General features: G+C 69.4%; 1 protein-coding gene. It reads left to right on the top strand.

Features of this window, described 5'->3' with window-relative positions; translation table 11 throughout:
- Positions 1–489 precede the first annotated feature (489 nt).
- Complete coding sequence (locus tag ACIQFY_RS16040) at positions 490–1,080, top strand: GNAT family N-acetyltransferase (RefSeq protein WP_251161106.1); 591 nt, start codon at positions 490–492, stop codon at positions 1,078–1,080.
- Positions 1,081–1,436 lie beyond the last annotated feature (356 nt).

Raw genomic sequence — 1,436 nt, 5'->3', positions numbered from 1 at the left:
GGTACTGCAAGGGGGACCTTGTGGGAGAGTAGGACGCCGCCGGACTCAACTTCAGCAACACCAGGAAACCCCTGACCGTGATCGGTCAGGGGTTTTCTGCGTTTCCGGGCCGACCCGCACACCGCCACCGCCCTCGACTGCTCGGGCCGTGCGGGCGAGCGCAGCGGCGATCGCGCGGTGGCGCGATCCCGCACTATCGGCCACCATCAGAACGTGGCACGACACGTCGGTGATCTGTTCCGGGACGAGCCTGACCAGTGGGGCTTGCGCGGCGACCCGTGGCTCTGGCGAGCTCTCGGTGAGCGGTTCGTGCACGTCAGACTCCCGAGCACACGAGGCGAGCTCGACGGCATGCTGCGGCGGGGCTTTGCGGCGGAGGTCGGTCGTGCGATGTCGGGAAACGCCGGCGCAGGGGTGTTCGTCGAGCGCTTCGCACACGGAGGGATGTCTTCCGGGCACGTGTCGTCCTCGTGGTGGTCGGCGACCGGTGTGCCCCTCCTCCTGGGGCGGGCCGGTCTCCCGGGTCTCCGGTACGTCGTACGGAGCACGGTCGAGCAGGACTGGCGGTCGGTGCGAGCGCTCCGGCTCGAGAACGCGGCAGAGAACCCGGTGTCGTACGGCGCGGACCTCCGGACCACCCTCGCGATGACCGAGGACGACTGGCGGCTGCGGGCGCGGCGCGGTACCGGGCGGGACACCACTGCTGTCGTGGCAGTTGCGGAGGACGGGGCGTGGCTGGGGATCATGGCCGCTCAGCTGCCGGCTGACGATGAGCCTGCCGCGCTGCTCACGGGGGTGTTCGTCCGTCCTCGAGCGCGCGGCCGGGCGAACGGCGTGGCGGACGCGCTCCTCGCGGAGGTCCTCAGCTGGGCCGCCCTCCGTGCCCCGTCGATCCGACTCTGGGTGGACTGCGCTCCGGACGGTGCGCCGGCGCGGGGCCTCTACGCTCGCCACGGCTTCCGCAGGACGGGACGCCGGCGCGCGGCTGACGGGCTGCCGAACGCCGTCATCGAAGAGATGGCGACTGCACTCGAGCTCCCGACCGTCCACGGAAGCAGCGGAGAACCGGGCGAGGAGTGAGTCGGTCGGAACGCTGCAACGCGTCCGCTCATCGCCCGACACGCCCGGGATGTGGCCCCACTTGGCAGCGCGTTCACCTCCGCGTAAGGTTGTACCTCGTTGCCGCTGAGGCGGAGAACGGAACGGCCGAGACGGTCACCAGGGCGAGTACCTGGAGATGCAGTCCGGACGGGGTCCCGCTCGGCAACCAACCACCACCCTGACGAGCTGCAAGGTTCGTCGGATGGTGTCGAGAATCCAAGCCCCTCTGATGAGGCACCGCTGTGGTGGTGCTGAGTGGGGGGTGCGTCTGGTCCTTGAGAACTCAACAGCGTGCACATTGTCAATGCCAATTATTTTGACCCCGTGCGACCGCA

Origin of the sequence: Curtobacterium sp. NPDC092190, assembly GCF_044755625.1 — a bacterium.
Lineage (GTDB): Bacteria > Actinomycetota > Actinomycetes > Actinomycetales > Microbacteriaceae > Curtobacterium.
The sequence above is the reverse complement of the archived record's forward strand: the minus strand, read 5'-3'. Positions and strand labels throughout refer to the sequence as shown.